The organism is Burkholderia cepacia (assembly GCF_001718835.1).
GTDB lineage: Bacteria > Pseudomonadota > Gammaproteobacteria > Burkholderiales > Burkholderiaceae > Burkholderia > Burkholderia cepacia_F.
Genome location: NZ_CP013443.1, coordinates 3,638,809 through 3,665,542, shown reverse-complemented (window position 1 = coordinate 3,665,542; position 26,734 = coordinate 3,638,809). Strand labels below are relative to the sequence as shown.

At 65.6% G+C, this 26,734-nt stretch carries 19 protein-coding genes; 11 read left to right on the top strand and 8 right to left on the bottom strand.

The window, feature by feature from the left end; translation table 11 throughout:
- Positions 1 to 2 precede the first annotated feature (2 nt).
- From tssC to WT26_RS20070, 11 genes are all read left to right on the top strand, one after another.
- On the top strand, positions 3 to 1,502 hold the full coding sequence (gene tssC, locus WT26_RS20115; protein ID WP_069273642.1) for a type VI secretion system contractile sheath large subunit: 1,500 nt from the start codon (positions 3 to 5) through the stop codon (positions 1,500 to 1,502).
- Between the two features lie 198 nt (positions 1,503 to 1,700).
- Complete coding sequence (locus tag WT26_RS20110; protein WP_059527216.1) at positions 1,701 to 2,183, top strand: Hcp family type VI secretion system effector; 483 nt, start codon at positions 1,701 to 1,703, stop codon at positions 2,181 to 2,183.
- A gap of 126 nt (positions 2,184 to 2,309) precedes the next feature.
- Positions 2,310 to 2,858 (top strand): type VI secretion system lipoprotein TssJ, encoded by a 549-nt coding sequence (gene tssJ, locus WT26_RS20105; protein WP_080485685.1) that lies wholly within the window; start codon positions 2,310 to 2,312, stop codon positions 2,856 to 2,858.
- A gap of 3 nt (positions 2,859 to 2,861) precedes the next feature.
- Positions 2,862 to 4,211, top strand: coding sequence for a type VI secretion system baseplate subunit TssK (tssK, locus tag WT26_RS20100; RefSeq protein ID WP_069270621.1), 1,350 nt, complete (start codon positions 2,862 to 2,864; stop codon positions 4,209 to 4,211).
- Positions 4,208 to 5,512, top strand: a complete 1,305-nt coding sequence (gene tssL, locus WT26_RS20095; protein ID WP_069270620.1) for a type VI secretion system protein TssL, long form — start codon at positions 4,208 to 4,210, stop codon at positions 5,510 to 5,512. The genes tssK and tssL overlap by 4 nt, the downstream gene beginning before the upstream one ends.
- A 14-nt stretch (positions 5,513 to 5,526) precedes the next feature.
- Positions 5,527 to 9,435 (top strand): type VI secretion system membrane subunit TssM, encoded by a 3,909-nt coding sequence (gene tssM, locus WT26_RS20090; protein ID WP_069270619.1) that lies wholly within the window; start codon positions 5,527 to 5,529, stop codon positions 9,433 to 9,435.
- Positions 9,432 to 10,232, top strand: a complete 801-nt coding sequence (gene tagF, locus WT26_RS20085; protein ID WP_069270618.1) for a type VI secretion system-associated protein TagF — start codon at positions 9,432 to 9,434, stop codon at positions 10,230 to 10,232. Before tssM ends, tagF begins: the two co-directional genes overlap by 4 nt.
- Entirely contained in the window at positions 10,213 to 10,776 is a 564-nt protein-coding gene (locus tag WT26_RS20080) for a hypothetical protein (protein ID WP_060093306.1), read from the top strand. The genes tagF and WT26_RS20080 overlap by 20 nt, the downstream gene beginning before the upstream one ends.
- 100 nt (positions 10,777 to 10,876) lie before the next feature.
- A complete protein-coding gene (locus WT26_RS20075) occupies positions 10,877 to 14,071 on the top strand; it encodes a type VI secretion system Vgr family protein (protein ID WP_080485684.1) in 3,195 nt (1,064 codons plus the stop codon).
- Positions 14,072 to 14,158: 87 nt separating this feature from the next.
- Positions 14,159 to 14,425 (top strand): PAAR domain-containing protein, encoded by a 267-nt coding sequence (locus WT26_RS35990; RefSeq protein ID WP_071767332.1) that lies wholly within the window; start codon positions 14,159 to 14,161, stop codon positions 14,423 to 14,425.
- 11 nt (positions 14,426 to 14,436) lie between these two features.
- Positions 14,437 to 17,889 (top strand): RHS repeat-associated core domain-containing protein, encoded by a 3,453-nt coding sequence (locus WT26_RS20070; protein WP_069270617.1) that lies wholly within the window; start codon positions 14,437 to 14,439, stop codon positions 17,887 to 17,889.
- A 52-nt stretch (positions 17,890 to 17,941) separates the two neighbouring features.
- Here the strand turns inward: WT26_RS20070 and WT26_RS20065 are convergent, their stop codons facing one another.
- The 8 genes from WT26_RS20065 to WT26_RS20030 are packed head-to-tail and all read right to left on the bottom strand — an operon-like array spanning position 17,942 to position 26,723.
- A complete protein-coding gene (locus WT26_RS20065) occupies positions 17,942 to 19,294 on the bottom strand; it encodes a GlcNAc-transferase family protein (RefSeq protein ID WP_069270616.1) in 1,353 nt (450 codons plus the stop codon).
- 30 nt (positions 19,295 to 19,324) lie between these two features.
- Positions 19,325 to 20,356, bottom strand: coding sequence for a fimbrial protein (locus WT26_RS20060; protein WP_059724107.1), 1,032 nt, complete (start codon positions 20,354 to 20,356; stop codon positions 19,325 to 19,327).
- Positions 20,357 to 20,406: 50 nt separating this feature from the next.
- On the bottom strand, positions 20,407 to 21,465 hold the full coding sequence (gene tssA / locus WT26_RS20055; protein WP_059855811.1) for a type VI secretion system protein TssA: 1,059 nt from the start codon (positions 21,463 to 21,465) through the stop codon (positions 20,407 to 20,409).
- Positions 21,462 to 22,523: a type VI secretion system baseplate subunit TssG gene (gene tssG, locus WT26_RS20050; RefSeq protein ID WP_059538665.1), complete on the bottom strand. Its 1,062-nt coding sequence runs from the start codon at positions 22,521 to 22,523 to the stop codon at positions 21,462 to 21,464. The genes tssA and tssG overlap by 4 nt, the downstream gene beginning before the upstream one ends.
- 3 nt (positions 22,524 to 22,526) lie before the next feature.
- Positions 22,527 to 24,407, bottom strand: coding sequence for a type VI secretion system baseplate subunit TssF (gene tssF, locus WT26_RS20045; protein WP_069273641.1), 1,881 nt, complete (start codon positions 24,405 to 24,407; stop codon positions 22,527 to 22,529).
- Position 24,408: 1 nt separating this feature from the next.
- A complete protein-coding gene (tssE, locus tag WT26_RS20040; RefSeq protein ID WP_059538683.1) occupies positions 24,409 to 24,930 on the bottom strand; it encodes a type VI secretion system baseplate subunit TssE in 522 nt (173 codons plus the stop codon).
- Positions 24,914 to 25,774, bottom strand: coding sequence for a type VI secretion system accessory protein TagJ (locus WT26_RS20035; protein WP_069270614.1), 861 nt, complete (start codon positions 25,772 to 25,774; stop codon positions 24,914 to 24,916). Before WT26_RS20035 ends, tssE begins: the two co-directional genes overlap by 17 nt.
- Positions 25,755 to 26,723: a TagK domain-containing protein gene (locus tag WT26_RS20030; RefSeq protein WP_418219983.1), complete on the bottom strand. Its 969-nt coding sequence runs from the start codon at positions 26,721 to 26,723 to the stop codon at positions 25,755 to 25,757. Before WT26_RS20030 ends, WT26_RS20035 begins: the two co-directional genes overlap by 20 nt.
- Positions 26,724 to 26,734: the final 11 nt, after the last annotated feature.

Genomic DNA, 26,734 nt, shown 5'->3' with positions numbered 1-26,734 from the left:
AAATGGCTGTACGTGAATCGCAGGCGCGCGCTGCCGAGGCGCAGCTCGGCGCCCAATCGGATTTCAACGCGCTGTTGTCGCGCGAGTTCAAGCCCAAGACGGAGCAGGCGCGCGAAGCGGTGGAGTCCGCCGTCAAGACGCTGGCCGAACAGGCGCTGGCGAATTCGGTGACGATGTCGGACGACGCCTACAAGAGCATCGAGGCGATCATTGGCGAGATCGATCGCAAACTGTCGGAACAGATCAACCTGATCCTGCATCACGACGATTTTCAGAAGCTGGAAAGCGCGTGGCGCGGATTGCATCACCTCGTGACGAACACGGAAACCGACGAGAAGCTGAAAATCCGCTTCATGGACGTGTCGAAGGAGGATCTGCGCCGAACAATGAAGCGATACAAGGGCGTGGCGTGGGATCAGAGCCCGTTCTTCAAGCAGATCTACGAAGAGGAATACGGGCAGCTGGGCGGTGAGCCTTACGGCTGTCTCGTCGCCGACTACTATTTCGACCACACGCCGCCGGACGTCGATCTGCTGGCGTCGATCGGCAAGGTCGCCGCAGCGGCGCATGCTCCGTTCATCACGGGTGCGTCGCCGTCCGTGCTGCAGATGGAGTCGTGGCAGGAGCTGGCCAACCCGCGCGATCTGACGAAGATCTTTACGCAGAATCTGGAGTACGCACCCTGGAACTCGCTGCGCAACTCGGAAGACTCGCGCTACGTCGGCCTTGCGATGCCGCGCTTCCTCGCGCGCCTGCCGTACGGCATCCGCACCAATCCCGTCGATGAATTCGATTTCGAGGAATCGACCGACGGATCGAATCACGCCAAGTACACGTGGGCGAACGCGGCCTACGCGATGGCGGTCAACATCAACCGCTCGTTCAAGCACTACGGCTGGTGCACGCTGATTCGCGGCGTCGAGAGCGGCGGCGTCGTCGAAAACCTGCCGTGCCATACGTTCCCGACGGACGACGGCGGGATCGACATGAAGTGCCCCACCGAGATCGCGATTTCGGATCGTCGCGAGGCCGAACTGTCGAAGAACGGTTTCATCCCGCTGATCCACCGCAAGAACACCGACTATGCGGCGTTCATCGGCGCGCAGTCGCTGCAAAAGCCTGCCGAGTACTACGATCCGGACGCGACGGCGAACGCGAACCTTTCCGCGCGCCTGCCATATCTGTTCGCGTGCTCGCGCTTTGCGCACTATCTGAAGTGCATCGTGCGCGACAAGATCGGCTCGTTCAAGGAACGCGACGAAATGCAGCAGTGGCTCAACGAATGGATCATGTATTACGTCGACGCCGATCCTGCCAACTCGTCCCAGGAAACCAAGGCGCGTCGTCCGCTTGCCGCTGCCGAGGTGGTCGTGGAAGAAGTCGAGGGCAACCCCGGCTACTACCAGGCCAAGTTCTTCCTCCGTCCGCATTTCCAGCTGGAAGGTCTGACGGTGTCGCTGCGTCTCGTCGCGAAGCTTCCGTCGGTCAAGGCCGCTGCTTGACCGTACGCGCGACTGCGGTGGCCGGCTGCTGAACGGCAAACCCGTCAGGCGCACCGACATCGCCTCGAGGAGGCCGGCGTTCCCGGAAATCCCGGCGTGATGGCATGCCGGTGGCGTGGTGGTCAGATGCATCATAGATATTTCTGATCCATCGATTAGCAGTACTAGAAATTTAACCAAGACGTAAGGAGTGATGCCATGGCACACGATATTTTCCTCAAGATCAACGGTATCGACGGTGAATCCAAGGATGCCACTCACCAGAACGAAATCGAGGTCTTGAGCTGGTCGTGGAACGTAAGCCAGCAATCGAACATGCACCTCGGCTCGGGCGGTGGCGCAGGCAAGGCTACGGTGGACGATCTGCAATTCGAGCATTTCATCGACCGGGCGAGCCCGAACCTGATTCAGTACTGTCTGCTGGGCAAGCACATCGACGAAGCGAAGCTCACGGTGCGTAAGGCAGGTGGGAATCCGCTCGAGTACATCCTGCTGACGATGAACGACGTGCTGGTGACGCAGGTGAGCCCGTCGGGCGTCGCAGCCGACGAGTCGCGTCCTCGCGAGATCGTCCGTCTGTCGTTCTCGCGCCTCAAGCAGGAATACGTGGTGCAGAACGCGCAGGGCGGCAGCGGTGGCGCAATCACGGCGACGTTCGACATCAAGAAGAACGCTGCTTAAGCACTCACGCCCGTAGTTTCGGTGGTTCCGCCGGCACCGGCGGAACCACGGGCCTTTGACGAGGGCGTTTGCGCAATGCGCGGGGCCCTGGTCAAAGGCTGCTTCGGGTACGACAGGGTCTTCCATATGGTTTTTCGATTTCCGTTCGGCACGAAGACGCGCCAGACACGCCGTGATGCGATCAAACGCATCGCGCTCGGGCTGTCATGTCTGTCGCAGGCTGCGTGTGGAGGTATGCCGTCCCGAAAGGAGCAGGCGTCGCTCGATCTGAAGATCAAGGTGAGCGACGGCGTCAATCCGGACGAGCTGGGGCGCCCTGCGCCGATCATGGTGCGGATCTATGAGTTGAAGTCGGCGTACACGTTCGACAACGCCGATTTCTTCTCACTGCAAAGCGACAGCAAGAAGGTGCTGGGCGAAGACGCAATCGTGATCGACGAGTTCGTGCTCCGTCCGGGAGACGTCCGGGACATTCGTCGGCGCCTGAATGCCGCGACGACGGCGATCGGCGTGCTGGCGGGATACCGCGAACTCGGAAAATCGGTGTGGCGCGGGGCTTACCGCTTGCCGCCTCCGCCGGACGAAGCGTGGCTCCGGGTGCTGACGGCGCGCACGAAAATCAAATTGAACGTGGATGTCGGCCAGCGGGCCGTTCTTGTTACTGAATTGGATTGACTCATGAGTTGGCATAACAAGGTCGTGTGGAGCGAAGGCCTTTTCCTGCTTCCACAGCTGTTTCAGCAGCAAGAGCGCTATTTCGAACATTTCGCGCACAAGCGCTCCGCGCCGCTCAGCCCTTTTTTCTGGGGATTCAGCCAGTTCGAGATCGATCACGAGTCGCTGGCGTTCGGCAAGCTGGTGTTCAAGAGCGGGACCGGCGTGTTTCCTGACGGTACGCCGTTCGACGTGCCGGCGCATGCACCGCCGCCGCCGCCGCTGACGATCGCGCCCGAGCACCAGAACCAGGTGATCTATCTGGCTGTCCCGCTGCGTCTGCCCAATACCGAGGAGACCGTGTTTCGCGAGCAGACGGCCTCGCTTGCCCGTTACCTGGCTTTCGAAAACGAGCTGCGGGACAGCAACACGATCGGCCAGGGGCCCAAGCCCGTGCAATTGGCGAACTTGCGCCTGCGGCTTCTGCCCGAGAAGGAATTGACGCAGTCGTGGATCGGCATCGCGCTGACGCGCATCAAGGCATTGCGCGCGGACGGCTCGGTGTCGCTGCACGATACCGATCACATTCCGCCGGTCAGCCAGTACGGCGCCGATCCGCTGCTGCGAGACTGGGCGACACAGCTCCATGGCCTGGCGAAGCTGCGCGCCGATGCGCTTGCCACCCGCCTGTCGGGCAGCGACGGACGCGCGGGCGCAGCGGCGGAAGTGGCCGATTACCTGCTGCTGCAGGTATTGAATCGCTATGAGCCGCTGCTCGCGCATATCTGCCGGATTCGCGAGACGCCGCCCGTGGAGTTCTATCGAGAGCTTGCAATGATGGCCGGCGAACTGTCGACGTTCGTCCGTCCGCAGACCCGTCGTCCGTTGCCGACGCCCGGCTACGATCATGCGCAGCTGTATGCGAGCATCCGGCCGCTCGTCGAGGAAGTCCATTACCTGCTCAACCAGGTGCTGATACGTGGTGCGCAGCCGATTCCGCTCACCGAACAGCCGCACGGGATCCGTGTCGCCGCGGTGATGCCGGCCGAACTCTCGGGCTATTCGAGTCTCGTGCTCGCGGTCGGCGCGCAGATGTCGCCGGACGTGCTCCAGCAGCAATTCGCGTCACAGACGAAGATCAGCCAGCCGCAGCGTCTGCCCGAGCTGATCCGTTCGCATCTGCCGGGGCTCACGATGGTGCCGCTGCCGGTGCCGCCGCGACAGATTCCGTTCAATTCGAACTACATTTACTACGAGTTGTCGCGCAGTGGGCCGTTCTGGGAGCAGATCGCCCAACAGGGCGGGCTCGCGATGCACATCGCCGGCCACTTCCCCGAACTGAAGCTCGAACTGTGGGGAGTTCGCCATAAATGAACTCGGCTACGTTCGACAAAGACGCGTTCGATTTTCTCGCGAGCGATTCCGGGACGTTACCCGAGCCGCAGAAGGAGCGCGCCGGCCATGAAAAGGGAGCCCCACGTCAGCCGATCGACATCGGTGAGTTCGACGCGGTCGTCGATATCCAGCAACGTCTCGACGAGGTGCTCGCGGCGAGCAATCCGCTGCTCGAAGCGGCGCGGCCGCTGCTCCGGATGCTCGCCGACATGCCTGCCGCGCTCGATACGTCCGAGGCGGTCGGCAGCTTGCGAACCCTGCTCGTGCGCGAGGTCAGCCTGTTCCAGAAGTTGTGCGACAAGGCCGATCTGCCGTGGAAGCACATGGCGGTCGTTCGCTATTGCCTGTGCACCGCGCTCGACGAGGCAGCCAACCGCACCAGCTGGGGCGGGGGCGGCGTATGGGCGGAGCAAAGCCTGCTGATCACGTTCGAGGGTGAAGTCGACGGCGGCGAGAAGTTCTTCCTGCTGATCGGCCGGATGGCGACCGATCCTCAGGAGTACGTCGATATCCTCGAAATCCTGTATCGCGTGCTCGGTCTCGGATTCGAGGGGCGCTACAGCGTGGTGGCCGACGGGCGTCGCTATCTGGAACAGATTCGCCAGCGGTTGTGGACGCTCATCACCGGCGCACGCGACGCGCTTCAGCCCGAACTGTCGCCGCACTGGCGGGGCGCTCCGCCCGGCAGGCTGCCGTTGTTGCGCAGCGTGCCGGTCTGGGCCTCCGCAGCCTGCGCGGTGCTCGCGCTGTTCGCGCTGTTCGTGTTCTACCAGTACAACCTGCTGTCCCAGCGCTATGCACTGGAAACGCGGATTCTCGAGATCGGCAAGGAACGACTCGCGTCTGCGCCGCAGCGTCTGCGGCTGTCGCACCTGTTGAGGGACGAGATCGCGCGCGGTCTGCTGACCGTCGACGAGGATGACAGGCGCAGTCTCGTCGTGTTCAAGGGCGATTCGATGTTCGCGTCGGGCCAGAGCACGGTGTTGCCGGAGATCGAGCCGATCCTGAACAAGGTTGCGCGCGAAGTCGCGCGCGTCGGCGGAAACGTGCTCGTGAGCGGGCATACGGACAATCAGCCGATCCGCAGCGCGGCTTTCCCGAACAACCTCGTGCTGTCGGAAAAGCGCGCCGCGTACGTCGCGCAAATCCTTCAGCGGGACGGTACGCCGGCGGATCGGATCCGCGCGCTCGGCAAGGGCGACTCCCAGCCGGTTGGCGACAACGCCACGGTGGCCGGCCGGGCGCTCAACCGCCGCGTCGAAATCATGGTCACGCTGTAGCACCGGAATTCAGCATGTCTTATTTGAAACGTCTTTTCCGATGGTTTTTCTCGTGGCGGATGCTGGCGTGCGTGGCGGTTTTGCTGGTGTGCGTCGCGGTCTGGTTCCTGGGCCCGCTATTCGCGTTCGGCGAATTGCATCCGTTTGCCGGCGTCGCGATCCGCTTGATCGTGATCGCGCTGCTCGTGGGCTTGCTCGTCTTGCGCCTGCTGAGATGGCCGCTGAGCCCGATCTGGGTGATCGCGCTCTGCGTCGCGCTCTGGCACGTGGGGCCGTTGTTCGGGCTGGGCGGCCATCATCCGGTCGAGCCGATCTGGGTGCGCGTCCTGCTGATCGCGACGATCGCTTTCTGCTACATGGTCTACGGCCTCTACACGTTGTGGCAGGCACTGCGGTCGAACGATGCGCTGCTGAAGCGCTTCCTCCAGCCGAAAGGCGACAGGCCGGTCGAAGCCGGTCGCGACGAGGTGCGCGCGGTCGCCATGGTGGTGTCCAAGGCGATCGCGCAGTTGAAGCGCCTGCGTGGCGGCACGCTGGGGTGGCGTCGCCTGCTCGAGGTCGACCGGCATCTGTACGGGTTGCCGTGGTACATGATGGTGGGCACGCCGGGGGCCGGCAAGACGACCGCGATCCTGGGTTCAGGCCTGCAATTCCCGCTGACCGAGCAGATGGGCGCGGTGTCCGCGCACGGCATCGCAAGCACCGCGAACTGCGAATGGTGGTTTGCGAACGAAGCGGTGCTGATCGACACCGCGGGCCGCTATGTCGAGCAGGACGATCCGCAGGACGAGTCGGCTACGGCTGTCAACGCGGCGGAATGGAAGGAACTGCTCGGCCAGTTGCGCAAGCATCGGCCGCGGGCGCCGCTCAACGGCGCGATCCTGGCGGTCAGCGCCGCCGATCTGGTCAACCGGTCGGACGCCGAACGCACCGTGCTCGCCGCGAGCTTGCGTGCCCGGCTCGGCGAACTGCGCCAGCAACTCGGGATTCGCTTCCCGGTATACGTGTTCGTGACGAAACTGGATTTGCTGCCGGGCTTCACCGAGTATTTCCAGTCGCTGACTGCGGAAGGGCGTACGCAGATATGGGGGTTCACGTTGCCCTGCGACGAGTCCGGCGCGGCGAGTGTCGACGGGCTGCGGCGCCACTGCGCGCACGAGCTGACGCTGCTCGAAGCGCGGATCGACGCCGGCCTGAACAACCGCTTTCTGGAGGAATACGAAGGGGATCGCCGCAAGCGGCTGTACCCGCTGGCGCAGGAATTCCGCAGCCTGTCGACGCTGGTCACGGATCTGCTCGATCTCGTATTCCTCGACTCCCGCTACGACGACGTGCAGTTGCAGAATACGCTGCGAGGCGTGTATTTCACGAGCGCCGAGCAGACGGATCAGGTGATTGCCGCGGATCGCGAGACGGTGCTGCAGCGTCTGAGGCGCAAGCTGGCGCGCATGCGCACGAACAGCGACGCGGCTGCGCAGGTGCGCGGCGAGGGCCTGGTATCGGGGCATCGCAGTTTCTTCCTGCGCAACGTGTTCCAGCATGTGATCGTGCCGGAAGCGCATCTGGTCCGCGCAGACCTGAAGTGGGAGATTCGCTTCAGAGCGATGCGCTGGGCCGGTCATCTGCTCACCGCGACCCTGTTCGTATGGCTCGTGTTCTCGCTCACGGTGAGCTACGACAACAATCGGAACTATCTGACCGCGATCTCCGGCAAGACGACGGCGCTCGCCGCGCGGGCCGCCGCCTACAACAAGTCGCCGAAGGCGGCCGCGATCGGCGGTCTGCTGGACGGCTCACGGGACCTGCCGCGATACGGCGACCTCGATCTCGACGCGCCGGGTGGTGCGTACCGCTACGGCCTCTATGTCGTTCCGGCTATCGTCAAGGCATCGGATACCACCTACTTGAGCCTGCTGAAGCAGACCTTGCTGCCTCAGATCGTGCGGCGCGCGGAAAGCGAATTGAGCACGCAGATCAATGCGCAAAACGCGGACGATGTCTACCGGACGCTGACCATCTACCTGATGTTGTACGACGATGATCGCTACGATGCGAAGGCGGTGAGAACGTGGGTGTTGCGCGACTGGGAGCGTTCCGACAGTGCGGCGGCGATGGGCGGGCGCAACCTGATGGTGCGGCATCTGGATGCGCTGTTCATCGAAGATCGCCCCGTCAAGCCGACCGTGGCCCAGGACGCCGCACTCGTGCAGCGGGCGCGCCTCTTCCTGAGCCAGAACCCGGCGCCGAAGCGGCTTTACGAGCGGGCGATCGGCGCGATGGAGAAAGAGGCGCCGGAAAATTTCACGCTTGCGCAGGCGCTCGGGCTGCAGGGCGCATCGCTTTTCAAGCTGGTGGACGGATCGCGCTTCGAGCAGGGCGTGCCGGGACTCTACACGTATGACGGGTACCACGCGTTGTTCAACCAGCGCCTGCCCGAATTCCTCGCGCGTGCGCAGGACGACGACGGTTGGGTCATGGGGCGCGCCGGCAAGCGTTCCGACCTGACGGCATCGATACAGGGCATGCGCGTCGTGGCGGCGAGATCGTCGCTGGCCGACGACATTCGCCGCCAGTACCTGATCGATTACGGAAACTATTGGCAGCAGTTTCTCGCGGACATTCGACCGGCCACGAGCGGCGAGAACGGCCGGGACGGCACGCTGGCGCTCGATCAGGCGACGCTGCGCGCGCTCGCCGCGCCGGATTCGCCGCTGGTGCGGCTGGCGCGCGCGGTGGTCCGGGAAACGTCGCTATCGGTCGTCGATGTGCAGGAGCCGTCCTCGCTGAACGATCTCGCGCTGACGGCGGTGGGCCGCAAATCCTCCGCGGCGAGGACCGCGGCGCTCGAGGCCCGGAAGATGGCCGCGCAGCGGCCGGAGCAGCGGCTCGAGAAGGAATTCGTCGACAACCGCTTCGCGGCGCTGCGCGAGGTCACGACCGGCCAGGCCGACACCGGCAGCGGTCCGGCGATGACGGATACGCCCATCGCGGCGGGCGGCAAGGCATTGCAGCTCGACGCGATCCTGACGCTGATCAACGAGCAGTACACGCGTCTGGTCGTCGCGAGCAACGCGTTGTCGGCCAACAGCATGCCGCCCGCGCTCGATATCGGCACGACGTTGCAGACGGAGGCAGAAAAGCTGCCGGCGCCGTTGAGGCTCGTGCTCGGCGGCATCGCGACGCAGGTCGCGGACAAGGTCGGGCAGGAGGTCGGCGGGCTGCTCGCGATGCAGGTCGATACGAGCGTCGGGCAAAGCTGCCGGCGCACGATCGACGGGAAATATCCGTTCGTGCGCAGCAGCCAGGAAGTCGACGTCGAGGACTTCAACCGGATGTTCGCGGCGGGCGGCGTATTCGACGAATTCTTCCAGAAATCGCTGGCGAGCTACGTCGACACGAACGCCAAGCCGTGGCGCTACAAGTCGCTGAGCCCCGGCATGCCGCCGATCAAGGGGCCGAGCCTCGAGCCGTTCGAACGCGCGTCCGCGATCCGCGAAGTGTTCTTCCGCGATCAGGGTGCCAAGCGGATGGCCTGGAAGATGGACGCCAAGGTGGCGTCCATCGATCCCGAGATCACCGAATTGCTGATCGACGTTGACGGTCAGACGCAACGTTACGTGCATGGCCCCGTCACGCCGTTCGCGCTGAGCTGGCCCGGGCCGCGCGGCGGCGCGATGGCCGAAGTCGCGGCGAAGCCGGCAATCCGGCCGGATACGTCGACGATCGTCGCGACGGGGCCGTGGGCGCTGTTCCGCTTGATCGAGCGAGGCCGGCTGACCGGTACCGCTTCGGCCAGCCGCCTGACATTGGCTTTCGATTTCGATGGCAGGCACGCGGCGCTCGAGTTGATGACGAGCGGTCAGTTGAATCCGCTGACGAGCAACCTGCTGACGGGCTTTCATTGTCCGGGAGGTCTTGCGTGACGCCTGGCCTGCCTGCGCTATGGGGACGGCTCCCCGCGTGTGGCGAGCAGATTCGCCACCGGACGACCGTCACGCAGGTCCTTCAATGGCAGCACTGGCTCGAGCGCCATCCCGATCTGCTCGCGCGGCTGTCCGGCGAACGCGAGTCGCATGCGTTGCCGTGGAGCTTCGTGCTTGCGCCCGCATGCTCGCCGTTCGGCGACGGGCGCCACGTCGTCGGCGTCATGGCCGGTTCGTGCGATCGGGCTGGACGGCGGCATCCGTGCATCGTCTGCTGCACCGTGCCGCGTCGCTGGCTGGGGCGCCGGCTGAGCGAGCCTCGCGGCGTGCTGTTCCGGATGGCTCGACTGCTGGCGATGCACGTGCCGCCGCGTGCGCGGCAAACGGGTGCGGATACGTCCGTCGTGTCGTTGCATGCGCAACTGGACGAGATATGGAGCGCAGATCACGCGTTCGCGTGGCGTCTCCTGAGCGGCCGCGGCCGGAAGGCGGCCGCGCTGCCGGCGACCGAAGACGCGTTGCCGGCGGAGCGCGGCGCCGATCCGGCGCTGGTGCTGACCGGCGTGCCCGTCGCGCCATGGGCGGAATGGCCCCAATGCGCGGCGCGTGGCGACGGCGGATGGTTCTGGCAGCAGGACGACCGCGGCGGCTACGTCGATTGCTTGCGGATCGCCGGCGCGCCGGGATGCGAAGCGGGCGCGGGTTTCGATGTCGACGAACTGAAATCGGATGCGGACGGGCGCCGCCGTACCGTCGATTTCGAGCAGGGGCAGATGCATGAACATACGGGACGCTGATACGTACACGTTCGACAAGCTGCCGAGCGAGCACGAAATGTGCACGCGGGCACTCGAACGGGCGATTGCTTCGAATTGCACGACCTTGCGCAGCCGGCATCGCGAATACCGCGAGCTGGTCGCTTTTCGCCGAATGCCGCACATCAGGAAGCTCGAGCGCGCGTTGTGGCTGGCCGCATGGCAGCTGCGGGGCGTGGACGACGCGAAGGTGGCGGCGCTGTGCGGCAGCGGCAATCTGGCGACGATCGCGAGCATGCTGGGCGAGTGGCTGGGCGTGCACGCCACGCCGGTCGGATGGGTCGTCGGCATCGATCCGGTGGACGGGGCGCCGCCGGTTCCGGATGCTCGCGCCGTCTACGGCATGCGGCGTGTCGTTGCATTCGGGCGGAAGGTCATCGATGCGCGCGAGGCGAGCGATCTCGAGCTGGCCGCGAGCTATCTGCGCGATGCAGCGACGAGTATCGGCGCCGACTTGCTGATCGACGTGCTGCTCAAGCGCGCGACGGTGCGCGTACGGTATCCGGCGCGCGCGGCCGGCACATGATCCCGGTCGGGGGCGTCACGACGACGCCGAACGTCGACGTTGAGGGCGAAGCGCGGGGGCGCGCTTGTTTGTTTGGGGTGAGTAGGAGCGAAAGGACCGCATGTCAATGAACTCTTCGGAAGGACGGATCAATCAGGAGCGCACGGTGGCGATCCGCAGCGATGCGATGCCGCAGCTGCTCGGCCAGCCAGCGCTCCGGTTCCTGTCGCTTCGCGGTGACGAACACCTTGGGAAGCTCTATACGTACGAGCTGCTGTTGCGCACGCCGGATGATTTTCACGTTCCGCTGTCGACCAGCGCGAATCTCGATCTGAAGGCGATGATCGGAACGGAGATGACCGTCAGCGTGCAGCTGGATGGCATCGGTACGGGAGCAGAGGGCGGCGTCGGCGCCGGTGGGCGGGAAATCAGCGGTCTCGTCGTGAAAGCCGGGTTCCTGCGTACCGAGGGGCGCTACAACGTTTACCGGATCGTGTTGCGGCCGTGGCTCTGGCTTGCAACGCTGACGAGCGACTACAAGATCTTTCAGGACAAGACGGTGGTCGAGATCATCGATACCGTGCTGAGCGATTATCCGTACCCTGTCGACAAGCGGCTGGACGTCGACAAGTACACGGTGCAAGGCGAGAGCACGCGCAACGAGCCGCGGGCGTTTCAGGTGCAGTACGGCGAGACGGATTTCGATTTCATCCAGCGTCTGATGGAGGAGTGGGGGATCTACTGGTTCTTCGAGCACTCCGACGGCAAGCACCGGCTCGTGCTGTGCGATCACATCGGCGCGCATCGCCGCTCGCCCAGCGCCGCGTATCACGAAATCCGGCATCACCCGGAAGGCGGCAAGATCGACATCGAGTATCTGAATTATTTCTCGACGGACGAATCGCTGCGGCCGGGGCGCGTGGTGGTCGACGACTTCGATTTCACGCGGCCCAGGGCGTTGCTCGTCACGTCGAATCACCAGCCGCGCGAGACGAACTGGGGTGAGGGCGAGCTTTTCGAGTGGCCGGGCGACTACACGGACAGCAAGCATGGCGACCTCATCAGCCGGGTCCGGATGGAAGAGCGCCGCGCGCCCGGCACGCGTGCGTTCGGCAAGGGCAATGTGCGCGGTGTCGCGTGCGGCCAGACTTTCACACTGACGAAACACAAGCACGAGGAAGCCAATCGCGAGTACCTGATCATCGAAGCGGCGTTGATGCTGACCGAAATCGCCGACGAATCCGGCAGCGGTTATCGGTACGAGTGCAATAACGAGCTGATCGTGCAGCCGACGAGCGAAGTGTTCCGGATGCCGCGCGAGACACCGAAGCCGACCACGAGCGGCCCGCAGTCGGCGATCGTCGTCGGCCCGCCCGGGCACGAAGTGTGGACCGACGAGTTCGGCCGCGTGAAGGTGCGCTTCCTGTGGGACCGGTACGCGCGCAACGATGCGACGGATTCGTGCTGGGTGCGCGTCAGCCAGGCGTGGGCCGGCGTGAATTTCGGCGGCATCTACATCCCGCGGATCGGGCAGGAAGTGATCGTCGGCTTCATGAACGGCGACCCCGATCGCCCGCTGATTCTCGGCAGCCTGTACAACACCATGACGCCGCCGCCGTGGGATCTGCCCAAGGAGGCGACGAAGAGCGGCTTCAAGAGCAAGACGATCACGGGTGGTCGGGAAAACTACAGCGGCATTCGCTTCGAGGACAAGCTGGGCGCCGAGGAATTCCACATGCAGGCGGAGCGGGACATGAACCGCCTGACGAAGAACAACGAGTCGCATACCGTCGGCGTGAATTTCTCGATCGGCGTGGGGCTGACGCACACCCGCGCGGTGGGCGGCATGTTCAGCAGCATCGTGGGCGGAGCCGCCAGCTACGCGGTAGGCGGCGCCGAGTCGACGATGATCGGTGGCGCGTGCGCGCTGAACGTCGGCGGCGCATATGCGATCGCGGTGGGTGGTGCGATGTCGACGTCGGTTGGCGGCGCGTATGCGTTGAACGTCGGTGGCGCGCTCTCCATCGTGTGCGGTGCATCGGCCATCAATATGACGGCCGACGGCACGATCAAGCTGGTCGGTACGAAGATCCGGATCGTCGGCAGTGACGAGGTCGTGGTTCAGGGTTCGCCGCTGCAGTTGAATCCCGGATGCGGTGATGGTGCAGGTGCGGGTGGCGGTGGCGGTGGTGGTGCAATTCCGCCGATTCCGTTGCCGTCTTTCTTCCTGAGGGTCACCAAGCCGATTTTGCCGCCGCCGCCGCCGCCGCCGACCGTTCAGCCGCCGCCGCCGTCGGTTGAACCGCCGCCGTTGAGCGAACCGCCGCCGTTGAGCGAAGCACCACCGCCGAGCGAAGCACCGCCGCCGAGCGAAACGCCGCCGCCGAGCGAAGCGCCGCCGCCGAGCGAAGCGCCGCCGCCAAGCGAAGCGCCGCCGCCAAGCGAAGCGCCGCCGCCGAGCGAAGCGCCGCCGCCAAGTGAAGCACCGCCGCCGAGCGAAACGCCGCCGCCAAGCGAAGCGCCGCCGCCGAGCGAAACGCCGCCGCCAAGCGAAGCGCCGCCGCCGAGCGAAACGCCGCCGCCGAGCGAACCGCCGCCGCCGAGCGAAGCGCCGCCGCCGAGCGAAGCACCGCCGCCGAGCGAAGCGCCGCCGCCGAGCGAAGCGCCGCCGCCGAGCGAAGCGCCGCCGCCGAGCGAAGCACCGCCGCCGAGCGAAACGCCGCCGCCGAGCGAAGCGCCGCCGCCGAGCGAAGCACCGCCGCCAAGCGAAGCACCGCCGCCAAGCGAAGCACCGCCGCCGAGCGAAGCGCCGCCGCCGAGCGAAGCACCGCCGCCGAGCGAAACGCCGCCGCCAAGCGAAGCACCGCCGCCAAGCGAAGCGCCGCCGCCAAGCGAAGCACCGCCGCCGAGCGAAGCGCCGCCGCCAAGCGAAGCGCCGCCGCCGAGCGAAGCGCCACCGCCGAGCGAAGCGCCACCGCCGAGCGAAGCGCCGCCGCCAAGCGAAGCGCCGCCGCCAAGCGAAGCGCCGCCGCCAAGCGAAGCGCCGCCGCCAAGCGAAGCGCCGCCGCCAAGCGAAGCGCCGCCGCCGAGCGAAGCGCCGCCGCCGAGCGAAGCACCGCCGCCGAGCGAAGCACCGCCGCCGAGCGAAGCGCCGCCGCCGAGCGAAGCGCCGCCGCCGAGCGAAGCGCCGCCGCCAAGCGAAGCGCCACCGCCGAGCGAAGCGCCGCCGCCGAGCGAAGCACCGCCGCCAAGCGAACCGCCGCCGCCAAGCGAACCGCCGCCGCCGAGCGAGTCGCCGGAGCCGTCGGAATTTTAGATTCGGTGGTCCTGAGTCGTGTGCCGCCGCGCCCCTTACGGGCGCGGCGGCAACAGGGTTATTGGTTTTACTGGGAGAAAATTCACCATGAGCAATCCGGCAGCCAGAGTCGGTGACGCGATAGGCCATGGCGGAGCGATCGTGACCGGTTCGGGTGACGTCTTCACCAACGGCATATCGGCCGTCTATGTCGGCTGCGTCGCGGTATGCGGCGTTCACTGTTCGGCCCAAGCGGTCGTCGTCGGTTCGGGATCCGTATTCATCAACGGATCGGCGGCGGCTTTCGTCGCATGCTGCACGTCCTGCGGCGCCCCGATCGCGTCGGGATCGGGCGACGTGTTCATCGGCGGGTAACGGGAGTTGGAATGAGTGGAATTGGAGGATTGGGCGGCGTGCTTGCCGGGTTGCAGGGCACGGTACTGGAATCGCTCGATGCCCCGCCTCGCATCGATCGTCATTGGGAGCAGCCGGGCGATCTGGCCGGCCGCTACGGAGTCGTGCGGGCGTTGTCGGGCCTACTGTGCGAGTCGGTCGACATGGTCTCGGGCAGCAAGGTCTGCCTGCCACGAAACGAGGTGGATTTCATGTTGCCCGGCCGCTTGCCGATCGGCTGGGCGAGGTTTTATTCGAGTGCGCTGTCTGTCGAGGGCATACTCGGGATCGGTTGGCGGACCAGCTGGGAGGCGACGTTGCTGCGCCGGGACGACGGCCGGCTCGATTACGTCGACGGGCAGGGCCGGATCGTGTCGCTGCCGATGCCTGAACGCGGCAGCCAGTGCATCGTGTCGTCGGAGCAGCTTCACGTGGCCCGGTTGGCGGACGACCGGATCGTGGTCGCCGATCTCGTTCCGCATTACAGCGTGTTCGGGGAATTCGACGAAGATGGCGTCGCACGCGTCAAGTATGTCGAGGATCTGGGCCGCCGCCGGGTCGGCTGCATCTGGGACGACGCGGGTCGTCTGCTGCGCATGAGGGGAACGTGCGGCCATGAATTGCGGATGCACTACGATCGCGACGGGGCGCGCTTGACCGGCATCGAATGCGTTGATGGTGGACCGACGGGCTTTCTCGTTCGCTACGCCTATGACGAGCGCGGCCGGCTCGCTGAGGTGCGCAACCGGCTCGGCGACCTGGTGCGAGGCTTTGCGTACGACGAGAACGGTCGCATGGTCGAGGAGACCGGGCCGCTTCGGCAGACCGTGCGCTACACGTGGCAGACGATCGGCGGGACGTCGCGCGTGATCGAACGCACGACATGCCGCGGAGCGCGCGAGCGCTGCACGTACGAACTGTCCGAACGAAGCGCGCAGGCGACCGACGTGTTCGGTCATACGGCACACTGGCAGTACGATGCGCGCGGCAATGTGCTCGCATGCGTCGATTTCGACGGACGGCGGTATGCGTTCCAGTACGACGGTGCGGGATGGCCGACCGAGCTGACGTTGCCGGGTGAGTGTCGGGTGCGTGCCGTCAACGACGAACTGGGGCGGCCGACCCGCGAGGAGGCGCCGTTGGGCGGCGAGCGATCGACGACCTACGCGTTCGCGACACGTGAGCCGATGAGCATTCGCCTGAAAGACGGCCGGTCGTGGCTGTGGCGTCGGGACGATGAGTTGCGGCCGACCCAGTTCCAGTCGCCGTCCGACGGCATCACGCAGATTACGTATGCGGAACAGGATGGCGTACAGGTCCGGACCGACACGCACGAGCAGCGTGGCGCCGTCACGCTTGAATGCGACGGGCGCGGGCTTGTGTCGAAACGGACCGATGCCGCCGGTCGCACGGTGACATGTCGTCGTGATTCCAACGGGCACGTCGTGGAAATCACCGATCCACTCGGGGCCGTGACGCGTATCGAGCCGGACTTGCTCGGGCAGCCGTTGATCATCACCCTGCCGGACGGCAGGCAGGAGCGGCGAATCTGGAACGCCGCGGGCCAGTTGACCACGTCGATCGGCTGCGACGGGCAGGCGCGGCACTGGCATCGCGACCAGTACGGATGCGTGGTGCGCGCGGTGGACGAGGAAGGGAACGCCACCGTGCACGAATTCGATGCACACGGCCGGAGGATTCGCACCGTCGCCGGCAACGGCGGGATTCAACGCCTGACCTGGGACCCGCTCGCGCGGTTGACGTCGATCGTCGATGCGGACGGTGTGACGCGGTCGTTCAGCTATGCAGCATCGGGTGATTTGGCGCAGATCACGTCGACGTCGGGCGAGCAGACGCGCATTGAAACCTTCGCCAGCGATGCGCTTGGACGCATCGTCGGCCGCGACACCGAGCATGTGCGCTATCGCTACACGTATGTGCGAGACGGTCTGCTGGGGATGATCAACTGCCTGCCGACGGAAGCAGGGGCGGCGATCGGCGTGGAGCCCGACACACTCCGCTTCGAATACGATTCAGCCGGGCATTTGACGGCGGAGCACGGCATGCACGGTGCCCTGCACTACGCGTACGATGCGGCAGGGCGGCTCGTCGCCGTGACGCTGCCGGACGGGCACGTCGTGAAGACGGAGCGTGACGATGCCGGCGCAGTCGTGCTCACGGGGCTGAGCAGCGGCGACGAGATTCGCGGCGTCGCCGCGTTCAGTTACGATGCGACGACGCGTCAACTGTTGCGCTCCCAGGGGGAACTTTACCTGCGTTCCGTTTATGCGGGCGCCTGGCTCGAGCGCTGGTTTTCAATGACGGTGATCCGGACGCCCGACAATGAGATGCTGCCAGGCGAAGTTGAATTCTGGCGGGAGTTTCGCTACAGCCCGGCCGACAATCTCGTGCAGGTCGACGATCGCTATGGCGGCCGCACCCATTACGATTACGATCGTCGCGGCTGCCTGCTGAGGGCCGTATCGGACGAACTCGGCATCGAGTACTTCACGTGGGATGCCGCAGGCAACCTGCTCGATACGCCGCAGGTCGGATGGCAGCTCGCCACCTATCCCGACCATCGGCTGCGCGAATATCGAGGATATCGCTACGAATACGACGCATGGGGGCAGGTCGTTGCCAAGCGCAGCGCGGCCGACGAACAGACGTTCACGTGGGACGCAGACGGCCGGCTGATGAGCGTGCAGGGGCGGCGTTGCGTGGTGCGTTACCGCTACGATGCGCTGGGACGCCGTGTCGGTAAATCGGTCGGGCAGCCGCAAACGGGAGGGGCACGGTGGCCGGATGGTAACGCCGAGGTTACGCGATTCGTCTGGCAAGGCGAGCGTCTCGCGCAGGAAGCGACGAACGCGAGCGTCCGGACTTATCTGTACCAGCCGGCACGGGACGGTGTCGTCGGTTACGCGCCGCTCGCGTGCATCGATCAGCAACGCAAGGAAGACGGCACGTTTCACGCGATGCATGTGTATCACTTCCAGACCGATCTTGCCGGCACGGCGGTCGCGTTGACCGACGAGTCGGGCAAGCTCGTCTGGAGCGGGCGCTACAAGGTGTGGGGGCACGTGATGCCGTGGACCCAGTTGGCGACGCAGGTACGGCAGCCGTTGCGGTTCGCGGGGCAGTACCTGGACGACGAGACCGGGCTTCACCTGAATGGCCGCCGCTACTATGACCCCGACACGGGCCGTTATCTCAGTCCGGACCGTTCCGCACCCGCGGGCGTGAGTCCGTATCGCTATGTGTCGAATCCGTTGAGCGTCGCGAATCCGACCGGCCGTGCCGTTTCGCTGACGCGGCCGAAGGCGGACGTCGACGGCGCGTCATGCAAAAGCGGCACGATCGATCCGTTGAGGCGGTTGACGGGCGAGGTCGATGAACTCGATGTCATGTCTTGCGGCGGATGGCTCGCATGGCTGGACCGATAGACAGGACGAAGTGTTGAAGGGGGCGGGTCGCCCCCGGTATCTCGCGCCGGCGCTAGATCGATCGCTCGAATTCGCGCAGCAGCGTCCCGTCACGGTCGAACAATTCGATCTTGTAACGGGTGGGAACTTGTTCGAATTCGGATGCGAAGTACAGGTGCATGTCGAACCACTCGCTCTTGATGTTCTTTTGAAACTGGGCGGCATCGAGCGTTTTGCCGTGCATCACCGTCCCGTCCTGCGCATGTGCGCTCATTCGAAAATGATCGAGTTGCGGCAGGATATCCGTGAACCGGCTTTGATGCGCCCAGACGCGAAAGTCATGGGCTCGCAGCAGCATCGCCTTGCATTCTTCCGCGGATTCCCAGGCGCGCGCATCAGGCATCGGCGGCTGGCCGTCGAGCGTTTCCCGGCGTACGCCGCGGTGGGCGAAGCTGATGCCCGCGTAGGCTTCGTATTGTGTGAGCGTGCGCTCGGTTCCAAGGCCGTAGGGGCCGAAATCGACACCGTCACATGACGTGCCGTCCACCCCGAGAAGCGCTCGGTTCCGTTCATACGAACGGGCGTTGCGCTCCTGCCAATTCTCGGTGACGAGGCCGCTTGCCTGCGCTTCGGGTGTGTGGTCGTTCCATATCTTCGCGCGGCTGGCGCGCGTGTATTCGTGCCAGGCGAGCACGCGATGCGGGCAGTACAGATCGTAGCCGTGCGTGAACGCACGAACGGCGATCGAGATTTCCTCGCCCAGAAAGAAGTAGTCCGGATCGTGCCGGACGTCCACGGCGAAATGCCCGTCGGCAAAAGCGAAGTGGGCGCTGTAGAACGCGCTCGGGACAGGCTCCTCCAACGCTTGCCAGTTGTCGAGCAGCCCCGAACGAATCGTTACCACGCCTTCCGGCATAAAGCGCTGGAAATACAGGCCGGTCGGGGCATGCTCGAGCATTTCGCGTCCGCTGCCGGGCTGGAATCCGGGCAGGTAGGTGGTGAGGAGCGGTTTCGCGCTGCGCGAACGCAGCGATTCGAGCATCGAGATGGCCTGTTCGTCCCATGCGTCGACGAAGTAGTGGTGAGAGTCGAGTTGCAGCGTGTAGCGTTCGTTCCGGTACTGCTGCTGGATCAGGTTGCGCGCCCAGCAGGCGCCTTGGGACTGCTGATGAGGCACGTCGATCAGCTCGATCGTTGCGTCTCGATAGAAGAGCGTATGCGTTGCGAACCTGCCATCGTAGCGCGCGTGCCAACGCGAGAAACCGTGGGCGAAGAAGGTGCCGATGGCCTCGTCCAGCGCATGCTGCCAGCACACGACGATTCGCAGCCGGTCGGGGTGGACGGCCCGCTCGATCAGGTCGAGCAGCGTCGGGATCAGCTGAGGATCGCGATAGCTGGCGATCTGGACGAAAATGGTGCGTTCCATGGTGTCGATATTTCGGGTGTTGCGGATGCGTTAGAGGATGCTGAGCGTGATGACCGAGGTCGCATCGATCTTGCCCGTGGTGGGCGGCTGGTTGCCGACCCGCAGCACCGTGGCTTCGAGATCGAAGTCGGACGCCATTGCGCCATTCGGCGTCAGAACGAGCGTGCTGCTCGCGTCGCCGGGCTTGAGTATGGTGCCGGTCGTCTTGTCACGCAGGCGAATCGCGAGGTGCTGGGCACCCGTGTTCTGGATCAGGGAGGGATCGTCCGTATCCCGAGGCGCGCTCAGCGTGGCGGTGATCGATGCGGGGGGCGTCGGGCCCGAGCAGAGCACCTGGAAGCTCACGGGCCGCGTCGGGCCGGTCGTCTGCGAGACGTCGTAGGGGCCGAACTGGCCGAAGTCGACGTTCAGCGTGCTGCTGTCGACGCGACAACTCGGCAACACCCGGAGCGACACGTCGCCGGCATAGATGTTGGCTACGGACACGCCGGTGTTGCCATCTCCGTAAGTTTTCGCGAGATGGCCGAAGCTTACCGTCGAGAAACTCGGGATGTCGTTGCTGGTCTTGAACAGGTCGATTCGGTATTTCGCACCTTCACCGAAGTTGACGGGTTGCGTGCCGGGTTTAATCTCACTTTCCTTCCAGTTGTTCGTATAAGGCACGACACTGGTGCTGCCGCTGGCGCGCACGTAACTGAGCCGGAACCCGACGCCCGGCACGTCGGTCTTGTAAATATTCTTGCCGAGCGACGAGAGTGTGGGACTGGACATGAAGTCTACGTTGATCGTCCCGCTCGGTGGATTGCAGGAGATGAATATCAAAGCAGGCGTGGGAGCCGACTCGCCGGTGACGATCGTGCTGCCGATCGGCAGATCGGGGTCGACGTCGACTGTTCCGGCGGGGAAGCTGACGTTGAACGTCGTCAGTTGCTGGCTCGGCATTGCTAAATCCTTCCAAAGGATCAATTCCTCATCCGTAATGGGCCGACACGACGCCAGCACGGCCGGCGACGCGGCAAGCAGGCAGGCAGCGGTTAGGAAAACTCGGTATCTTTTCATCATGTGGCCCTGTGGTGAAGTCAATGAAACGTGGTCGGGCGTATCGGCGGCGCTCAGATGTCGATGGCGTCCCATTGCGCGAGAAGCTCGGCGGGGATCACACCCGCAAGCTCCGAAAAGCGCTTGCCGACCATGCGTTCGGATTGCCGGAGCAGCACGATGACGGGGCTGCTCGGCTCGTTTTGCTCGAACCACCGGCGCGTCTCCTGAATCGTCGCGAGCGCGCTCCAGCGATCCGTCGGCCGAGTGTCGGGCGCCGTCCGGGCCGGGACGCCGGCCTCGCGCGTCGCCGTTTCGGCGGGCGCGCCTTCGGCTGCATCCGGCGCCGATGCCGGTTCCGCTGGCGCATCGGACGGACCGGTGGCGGCCGGTGTGCGGCCCGCGTCGAGAGCCGTTTGTGCGAAAGGCTGCAGCAGCTTCACGATGCCATCGAGATCCGGCGCATCGGCCTGCAACGCGTCGCGCATCCGCGCGGCGATCTCGGCGACGGCGCGTTGCGCGTCCGCCAGCGCGACGATCGTCGGGTCGCGCCGGTTCCACAATTCACTCAGCAGCCGGCTCGCCGATTCCGGCGCGAGCGCATCTTTGGCGCGCGGGACCGCGAACGCTTTCTCGATGTCGCGCAACTGCAGCTGCAGGCCGGCGGTTTTCGGCAGCGGGATATCGCGGGCGTCCGCCAGCGCCGCGTCGGCATCCGCCAGCGCGGCAATCGCGTTCGAGTAGACGATCGGATCGCGCTCGCCGTCGAACACCGGCATCGGATGCAATGTCTCGCCGTAGCGCTCGAGCATCTGCTGCAACAGCGCGATGCCGTCGCGCAGACCTTCGGCGCCGCTTTGACGGATGCGGCAGCGGATCAGGATCGTAAGCAGCCGGATGTCCTTCGTGCGCAGCAGCAGCGCGCGGCAGTCGCGCTCGGCCTCGGCCCAGTTCGCCTGTTGCGGGGCGTCGACGAAATCGCCGTATTGCGCGTCCGTCCTCGGCATGACGGCTGCTTGCAGCATCACGAAAGCCGGATCGTATTCGAGATCGGGGCCGCACGGCGCGTCGGCCGAAACGGGCTCGAGGAGATCGGCGTAGCGCAGCACCGCGCCGGGGGTATTGGCGTTCATGCGGAATGCTCCAGTTGATCGCAGTATTGCTCGGGCTCGAACACCATTCCGACGACGGGTTCGTCGTCCATGGATTCGCCGAGCCAGGTCGAGTAGCCGAGCCGATGCGAGCTGTCGGCGCGCGCGGGTGGTGCCGCGCGCGGCTTGACCAGCAGCTTGATCTCCCACGCATATTCCAGGCCAACGAACGCGCGGACCCAGTCGACCAGCGTGGGCAGGTCGTCGCCGTGGGGCGTGAGGCGCAGGTACTGGTCGAGATCGAGCGGCCCGATCACGAGACGGAACTTGTGCTGGCAATCGGGAATCATGTCGCCCAGCAGCGCGCCCTCGCCCATGATGGTCGACGGCGCGGGCGCGCCGAGCAGGCAGCGTTCCGGGCCGGCGATCTGAATCCAGTGCGGCACGTATTCGTCGACCGCCACCGGCACGCCGAAGTAATGGGACAGCGTCGACGCGAGGCCATCCGGATTGCGCGCTTCGCGCACCAGGTGTGCCGATGCCGCATAGCGTGCGTGCGGCGGCGGGTGCGTGCGTGCCGCTTCGGCGGGATCGGTGCCCATCAGGCTGGCGACATAGAACGAGAAGGTCTCGTGCTCCGGCCGGTCGAGCGAGACGGTTGCCTGCGCCGATGCCCACGCGCGGTAGAACAGCGTGAGCGCACGGTGATGAAACAGGTTGGCGAACGCGATGAGCGTCTGGTCCTGATGGCTTTCCGCCCGGCTGTACGCCAGTTCCGTCATGTGAAGCGGCAGCGGGCCCTGCGGGCCCCAGATTCCGAGCCCGAAGAGCCGGACGTCGAGCCGGCCGCCCCGCACGTCGAGTGCCGCGACCTCGCGCGGCGCGAACGCCATCGACGGCTGCTGGCCGACGCGGAACGGCTCTTCCCTGGGCAGGCGGGCCGTGCCGGGAAGCGGCATGGTCGTGTCGCGTGCGCTGATCGTGCGCAGCAGGCTGAGGAAGCCCGCCTGCCACGGCGTGTGCTGGTCGAACCACATGTGCAGCGCATCGGGGTGCAGCGGCGAGCCATCCTTGATCGGAGCGGGATCGAACATGTCCATTGGCTATACCGCTCCCCGTCCGCCCATGCGCGGCTTCCAGCGCGTCACGAGACCACGCTGCATCGAGCGAAGCTCCGTTTCCGTAAAGACGTTGATCGACACGTGGCGCGACAGGTACTGCTCGAGCACGAGACCGAAAAGATAGGGGCTCACGCCCGAGAATCCTGTCTCGTCGACCGTCAGTTCGCAGCGGACGCCTCGCCCATATACGAGCAGGCCGTGGCCGGGCAGGCGCCGCACGACCGGTTCGGTGCGCGCGCCGACCAGGCTCTCGATCTGCGTGCACTGCTCGCGCTCGCTCGTGCCGACGAAGAGCCGCAGCATGTTGCGCAGTGCCTGGCCGCCGTCGCGATGGTCGAGTTCCGCGAGCGGCATGTAGTTGAAACTCAGCTGACGAATCAGCCGCCACGCGGTTTCGCCCGTCGCATACGGCTCGCGGGGCGTGCTCGGCGGATGCACGAGGCTCACGCCCTCGATCGGCACCGAGTCCTGCATCGTGAGGTCGTTGAATCCGTTACGGGGAATCAGGCGCGGCAGGTCGCGATTGGTCAGCCACGCGTCGACGGACAGATAGCGGATCGAGTCGGCGTACGGCGCCTCGGCCTGATCGACGAGCGAGACGAACACCTCGGTGCCGACGTATTGGCTGCGCGTACCGTATTTGCGCGCATTGGCCGACGTCGTGCGGGGTTCGCGCAGAATGGAGAAGTAACGGCCGTAATTGCCGATGTCGCTGTGCAATGTCTGATACAGCGGGTTGAACGCGATTTCGTTCGACGACTCCGCCTTCTGGCCGAACACGCGCGATACCGAGAAGACCTCGTAGTCGAGCGGCCGGCTGCGATCCGGGATGAGGTGAAACGCGGTCAGCGCACGGTTGATCTCGATCCGGTCGGTGCGCCTGGGAAACAGGTTGATGATCGGCGTGCAGAACAACTGGAAGCTCGACGCATCGACGTGCGTCACCAGTTCGTCGGGCAGCCGGTCCAGCAGCAGCACGATTTCCGCTTCCTTGCCGTCGATCGCCGACAGGCCGGCCTGCAACTGCGTCAGCGCGAAGAAATAGAAGCGCTGCCTGCAGGTGAAGTATTCGTGCAGCAGGTTGTGTCCATGGAACGTATTCCACATCAGCGGCAGCAGGCTCTGATCGGGACGGAGGCCTTCGAAGTCGACCGGGTTCTTCGCAACGACCGCGCAGTCGCTCCGCGCGGCGCCATACGCGCGCACGACCGACGCGACGCCGCCGGCATGGATCAATTCGAACAGATGCGACGCGACCTGTTCGTCGCCGCCGATATAGAGCGGCAGCCGGTCGAGCCCGGTGATCTGCGAGAACTTGACCTCGCCGACCGTGCGCAGCCGCAACCGCAGCGCGCCGCGCAGCCGCATGTGCGGCAGCAGGCTGCGCTCGAGGTCGGGAAGATCGGGCGGCACGGCGGTCAGCTTCGCGTCGACGATCTCGATCGGCCACAGCGTGATTTCATGACCGCTGCGGAACTCGCAGGCCGTCTGTTCTCCCGGCGGGATCGACGAACGCAGCACGCTATGACGCGGCACCGTGAAGCCCTTGCTGAAATTGCCTTCACGCAGGCTCGGGCGCAGCCGTGCCACCGCCATCGACGGAGTCGGCGCGACATAGTTCGGGTAGATGACCTCGAGCAGGCGCTGCGTGAAACGCGGGAATTCCGCGTCGAGCTTGAGCTGGGTACGAGCCGACATGAAGCAGAACGCCTCGATCATCCGTTCCACGTAGGGATCGGCGATTTCGATGTCTTGCATGCCGAGCCGGCGGGCGATCTTCGGGTGCTGCGCGGCGAATTCCGCGGACAGCTCCCGCATGTAGGTCAGTTCGCGGTTGTAGTGGTCGAGAAATCTGGGATCCATGTCAGTGTCCGATGCGAGCGCCCGGATCGAGCGTTACCTGGTTCGTTTCGATGTCGAAGGTGCTCTGGATCAGGAATTCGAGTGGGTACGGCGACCATTGCATCAGCCCGCGAATCTCGAACATCAGCTTGTTGTAACTGGCGGCTTCGCGTCCGACGACGGGCCGGATCGCGAGCGACTCCGGCAGCAGGCGCGGCTCGAAACGGACGATGGCGGTTTTGACGAGCTTCTCGATGGTTTCCCAGTTCCGGTCGCTCAGGTAGCTCCCCGACAACGGCGGCACGCCGTAGTTGACGACGGACGCGGCAGCCTGCGGGTAGCGGGCGGCGTCCAGCTCGCCGTCGAGGTTGGTGGAGTTGAGCAGCAGCGCGAGATCGCGCCGAATGATGCGGCGCATGCCTTCGCCGTTCGGCGCATACGCGCTGGGCGTCTCGTGGCGCGCGTGCGGCGCGTCGTCCTGCAGCCGGTCGAGCAGGGACGGCAGGTAGGCGGGCCGGTGCAGGTCGTCAGGATGCCGTGCCATCTTCGCCTTCATCCGTGAAGCGGCAGCTGCCGACGTCCAGCACGCCCCAGTCGCCGCGGTCGGTCGTCCAGGTTTTTTGTCCGAGCGCGATCACGTTGGTTTCGCCGACGTCCTGCCAGCGGGTTTCGCGCGCGAGCCGGATCTCGGCGGGGCCGTGTTCCGAGCCCGGATAGCGGGTCGGCACGTAGCCTCTGAGCACCGTGGCGTCGCGCAGGATGAGCGTGGCAGGCCGCCAGACGAGATCGGTCAGCGTGCCGACCGGGGTAAGCGTCAACGATTTGATCCGGGCGAACGGAATCCATCGGTAGCCGCCCGCCACGGTCATTTCGCAGACCGGCCCGAGCCGCGTGTCGCTGTCGGTCAGCCAGTCGAAGCCGTCCATTTCGGGGCTTTCGCCGCGGCTTGCCGGCGCCTCGTCGAGCGCCGCCCGGCGCAGTGCGTCGGCGCCTGCCACGTCTCCGGCGCCGAGGCGCGCGTTCGCCTGCAGCAACAGGTCGATCCATGCGGGCGCGGCGCCGTCGATGAAGCCGGGCGTGCGCGTACCGGCGAATACCTCGGCGCGGAATATCTCGCTCTCGATCAGCCCGCGATGCAGCTGAGCGCGCGCTGCGCCCTCGGGCTCGAGGGTCGCCCAGGTCTGCAACTGCTTGAGCGCGCGCTCCCAGTCGCCGTCGACGCACAGCAACTGGAACAGCAGCCAGCGCTCCGACGCGTCGGAGGGGCGCCGGCGGACCGTTTCGATGGTCCGTTCCTTCAGCGCTTCAAACGACCCGGTATGCACCAGGTTCTGCTGCGTCGGTCGGTCGATGGCCTGCGTGGCCGGATCAGGGGCGTTCGTCGTCATGTCGTTCGGTCGTTGAAGTGTCGGTGATGGTGTTCAGCATCGGGAAGTGGCTGTCGACACTGATCAGGTGATGCTCATGGCGCGCGAGCAGCGCCGCGGACGCGAAGTGCGGACGCTGCCGATGCGCCGGAGCGAGCAGGAGGAGGACGTCGTGCCGCGCGTCGTCGACGAAAAGCTGCTCGGCGAGGAACGGATTCATTCCGTCGAGCACGAAATCGATCTTCTGGCGCTTGTCCAGCAGATCGCTCAACAGCGAGCCCGTCCGATAGCGGCCGGGGGCGTCGAGGAACGGATCGTCGGGCAGGGGCGCGGCGATCTGCGGCTGCTCGATCTCCTTCAGTTCGTGCGCATAGTCACGTTCGCGGTGGATCAGCGCCCGTCGGTATTCGGCGAGCAGTTTATCGAGCGGATCGCCGTCGTCGGCGTTGGGAGACACCGGCGCGACGAGGCCGAGAGGTTCATCGTCGAACACGGCGAGCGCCGCGCCGGCATCCGATCCCGCGCATGCCAGCGCGGCAAGGTCGGCGAACCCGGCCGGTTCGCTGCGGGGTAGCGCGTTGCCCAGCGCGGTCAGGTCGATGGGCGGCGGGGTGTCGTCCAGCGCAACGGCGGCGGACGGCAAGCCGACGGTCAGTTCGTCGACGCCGACCGTGATCGCCGCACCGAATGGGACGGCGCACGTGCCGTGCTGCGGCACCGTGGCGCTGCCGACGCGGCAGGCGAGTGCTTCGCAGTGGTTTTCCAGCCGGATGACGCCGTTGGCGTCGACGGTGAAGACGACATGGCCGGCGAGCGCGTTCGTGTCGTCAGGCAGCGGAGCGAAATCGCCGGACGACGGCGAATATGCGCACCGCGCCGGGCCGATCGCGTGCTGCATCGGGGCGCGCGGCGAGCGGCCGCCCCGCCGGACGAGCTTCGCGAACGGAACCGGTGAGGTGTCGGCATGCACGCTATCGAACG

Bases quoted from the DNA above. Each gene is read 5' to 3' on its own strand.
- tssC (WP_069273642.1), top strand. From the start codon at position 3: ATGGCTGTACGTGAATCGCAGGCGCGCGCTGCCGAGGCGCAGCTCGGC.
- WT26_RS20110 (WP_059527216.1), top strand. From the start codon at position 1,701: ATGGCACACGATATTTTCCTCAAGATCAACGGTATCGACGGTGAATCC.
- tssJ (WP_080485685.1), top strand. From the start codon at position 2,310: ATGGTTTTTCGATTTCCGTTCGGCACGAAGACGCGCCAGACACGCCGT.
- tssK (WP_069270621.1), top strand. From the start codon at position 2,862: ATGAGTTGGCATAACAAGGTCGTGTGGAGCGAAGGCCTTTTCCTGCTT.
- tssL (WP_069270620.1), top strand. From the start codon at position 4,208: ATGAACTCGGCTACGTTCGACAAAGACGCGTTCGATTTTCTCGCGAGC.
- tssM (WP_069270619.1), top strand. From the start codon at position 5,527: ATGTCTTATTTGAAACGTCTTTTCCGATGGTTTTTCTCGTGGCGGATG.
- WT26_RS20080 (WP_060093306.1), top strand. From the start codon at position 10,213: ATGAACATACGGGACGCTGATACGTACACGTTCGACAAGCTGCCGAGC.
- WT26_RS20075 (WP_080485684.1), top strand. From the start codon at position 10,877: ATGTCAATGAACTCTTCGGAAGGACGGATCAATCAGGAGCGCACGGTG.
- WT26_RS35990 (WP_071767332.1), top strand. From the start codon at position 14,159: ATGAGCAATCCGGCAGCCAGAGTCGGTGACGCGATAGGCCATGGCGGA.
- WT26_RS20070 (WP_069270617.1), top strand. From the start codon at position 14,437: ATGAGTGGAATTGGAGGATTGGGCGGCGTGCTTGCCGGGTTGCAGGGC.
- WT26_RS20065 (WP_069270616.1), bottom strand. From the start codon at position 19,294: ATGGAACGCACCATTTTCGTCCAGATCGCCAGCTATCGCGATCCTCAG.
- WT26_RS20060 (WP_059724107.1), bottom strand. From the start codon at position 20,356: ATGATGAAAAGATACCGAGTTTTCCTAACCGCTGCCTGCCTGCTTGCC.
- tssA (WP_059855811.1), bottom strand. From the start codon at position 21,465: ATGAACGCCAATACCCCCGGCGCGGTGCTGCGCTACGCCGATCTCCTC.
- tssG (WP_059538665.1), bottom strand. From the start codon at position 22,523: ATGGACATGTTCGATCCCGCTCCGATCAAGGATGGCTCGCCGCTGCAC.
- tssF (WP_069273641.1), bottom strand. From the start codon at position 24,407: ATGGATCCCAGATTTCTCGACCACTACAACCGCGAACTGACCTACATG.
- tssE (WP_059538683.1), bottom strand. From the start codon at position 24,930: ATGGCACGGCATCCTGACGACCTGCACCGGCCCGCCTACCTGCCGTCC.
- WT26_RS20035 (WP_069270614.1), bottom strand. From the start codon at position 25,774: ATGACGACGAACGCCCCTGATCCGGCCACGCAGGCCATCGACCGACCG.